Annotated in this window: 1 protein-coding gene and 2 pseudogenes; 2 read left to right on the top strand and 1 reads right to left on the bottom strand. The window is 69.3% G+C overall.

Annotation, left to right across the window (positions count from 1 at the left end):
* A partial coding sequence (locus tag VGS97_RS17050) for a LacI family DNA-binding transcriptional regulator (RefSeq protein ID WP_326854542.1) occupies positions 1–633 on the top strand: 633 nt, incomplete at its 5' end.
* A gap of 270 nt (positions 634–903) precedes the next feature.
* Here the strand turns inward: VGS97_RS17050 and VGS97_RS29615 are convergent.
* Positions 904–1,593, bottom strand: a pseudogene (locus tag VGS97_RS29615) (SDR family oxidoreductase).
* A 284-nt stretch (positions 1,594–1,877) separates the two neighbouring features.
* Here VGS97_RS29615 and VGS97_RS29610 point away from each other — a divergent pair.
* A pseudogene (locus tag VGS97_RS29610) lies at positions 1,878–2,583 on the top strand (integrase); the annotation flags it as partial.

The following is a 2,583-nucleotide window of genomic DNA, read 5'->3' as shown; positions in this document are numbered from 1 at the left end:
CGGGCCGAGCGGCTGCGAGAGGCGGGCCTGCCGTTCGTCACCATCGGCCGCACGGCGCGGCCGCAGACGATGAGCTGGGTCGACATCGACAACGCGACGCTGATAAGCCGGTGCGTCGACCACCTCGCCGACCTCGGGCACCGGCACGTCGCGCTGGTCAACCGCTCCGCCGACATGGTGGCCGCCGGTTACGGTCCGGCGCACCGGGCGCGCGAGGGCTTCGCCGAGGCGACCGCGCGCCGCGGCGTCGTCGGCGCGCAGTTCTGCTGCGGCGACAACGCGCAGGCCGGGGAGACGTGCGTCGAGGAAATCCTGCGCACCCATCCCGAGACGACCGCGATCGCGACGGTCAACGAGGCGGCGCTGCCCGGCGTGCAACACGCGCTGGAGCGCGCCGGCCTCACCATCCCGAACCGGTTCTCGGTCACCGGGATCGTGGCACGGCACTGGGCCGAACAGTTCCATCCGCAGCTGACCGCCGCCGACGTGCCCGCGGGCGAGATGGGCGCGACCGCCGTCAGGTTCCTGGTCGAACGCATCGCGAAGCCGCAGGCCGCGCCGAAGCAGGAACTGTTCGCGCCGCCGATCTCGCTGCGCAACACCACCGGCCCCGTCTTCGCCGCAGCGCATTGAGCGCGGCGTCGCGAAGTGCGTGTCCGGAGCTGTCCGCTCCCTGCGTCATCGCCTGGGCCGCGTTGCAGCACGGTCCAGGCGAGCACTCTGACCCGGGCGAGCACTCTGGCTGTACATACGGGCTTTTCGAAGTTGGCCGGGGCTTCTTGCGGCGGCTGTAGGCTCGTCCGCCGCTGCGCGCCGGCCTACCATCCTGCGCCGCCAGCCCCGGCCAACTTCGAAAAGCATGCATACGGGACGTCGTTGGCACGCCACACGCGTGCGGTTGCGCTACCTGCCGAGCCAGCCGCCGTCGACCGGGACCAGCGCGCCGTGCACGTAGTCCGAGGCGGCGGAGGCGAGGAAGACCACGACACCCGCGAAGTCCTCGGGCCGTGTCCAGCGTCTGGCCGGGATGCGTCCGAGGATGGCCTGGAAGCGGACCGGGTCTTCACGCAGCGCCTGAGTGTTGTCGGTCTCGACGTAGCCGGGCACGATCGCGTTGACGTTCACCCCGCGCCCGGCCCACTCGTTGGCCAGGGCCCGGATCAGGCCCGCGATCCCGGACTTGGCGGCGGCGTAGCTGGGCACGTTGATGCCGCCCTGAAAGCTAACAGCGAGGCGGTGAAGACGATCTTTCCGTACCCGCGTTCCAGCATGCCCCGGCCGATCTCACGGCTGAGGACGAACTGGCTGCTCAGGTCGACTTCCACGACGCGGTCCCAGTCGGCGTCGGGGTGCTCGGCGGCCGGGGCGCGCGATGGTGCTGGCGTTGTTGACCAGGATGTCGATCGGGCGATCGAGGTCAGCCAGCTGTGCGGCCAGCCGCATGATCTGGCCGCGGTCGGCGAAGTCGGCACTCAGGCACAGGCACTCGCGTCCGAGCTTGGTGACGCGCTGCTCGACCTCGCTGCCGGAGTCCTCCAGCTGCGCGCTGACCGCGACGATGTCGGCTCCGGCACCAGCCAGCGCCTCGGCCATGGCCAGGCCGATGCCGCGCCGGGCGCCGGTGACCACGGCGAGCCTGCCACTCAGGTCGAATGCGATCGGAGGGAGTCGTTCCTCGGATCTCCGTTTCCTCGCCGGAGCGTGCGTCGCCGGAGCTTTCTTCGTCGGCGCCGCAGTCGATCAGGATCTTCATGACTGAAGGCGCCGGCAATATCGTCCGTGCAGGTCGGGGCTGGTTCGATTCGCCGTGTGCAGACCTGTGGCGTTGCCGCGGTTCCCCGCGTGTCGAGGCTGCGGCTACGGCAGGATGACCGCTCGTGCTGCTACGCCTGGCCCTACCTCGCGGTGAGCAACGCCTTCACGGTCCTGCGGCTGTTGCCGATGAGCAACCGCGACAAGGACATCGAGATCCTCGCCTTGCGCCACCAGATCAGCGTGCTGCAACAGCCACTCGCAGCCACCAGGCCCCGATTCAAACCCGCATTTCGCGCACTTCTAGCTGGCCTGCTCGCACCATTGCCGCGCGAGTCGCTGCGACGCCTGCGGCTGATCATGCGACCTGACACCGTCCTGCGCCGGCACCGCGACTTGGTCAGGCGGCACCATGCCGAACGCAGCAGGCGAACACGTCCCGGCCGGCCGCGCACAGTCGCCTCGATCCGCCGACTGGTATTGCGCCTGGTACACGAGAATCCCGCTTGGGGCTACAGACGAGTTCACGGCGAGCTCACAATGCTGGGACGATGCTGGGCATCAAGATCGCAGCCTCCACCGTCCGGCAGATCCTCAAGGACGCCAGCATCGACCCGGCACCCGAACAAGCAACCACCACCTGGGGCACGTTCCCACACAGCCAAACCGAGGCGATCCTGGCCTGCGACTTCCTCGAAGCAGTCACGTTGAGCGGACAACGACAGTACGTGCTGACCGTCATCGAGCACGCCACCCGGCGCGTCCACATCCCCGGCTCGACCACGCATCCCACCGCCGCATGGGTCACCCAAGCCGCCCACAACCTGGCCA

It is taken from the genome of Actinocrinis sp., from assembly GCF_035946395.1.
Classification (GTDB): domain Bacteria; phylum Actinomycetota; class Actinomycetes; order Streptomycetales; family Catenulisporaceae; genus Actinocrinis.
This window is presented reverse-complemented; position numbering and strand designations above follow the sequence as displayed.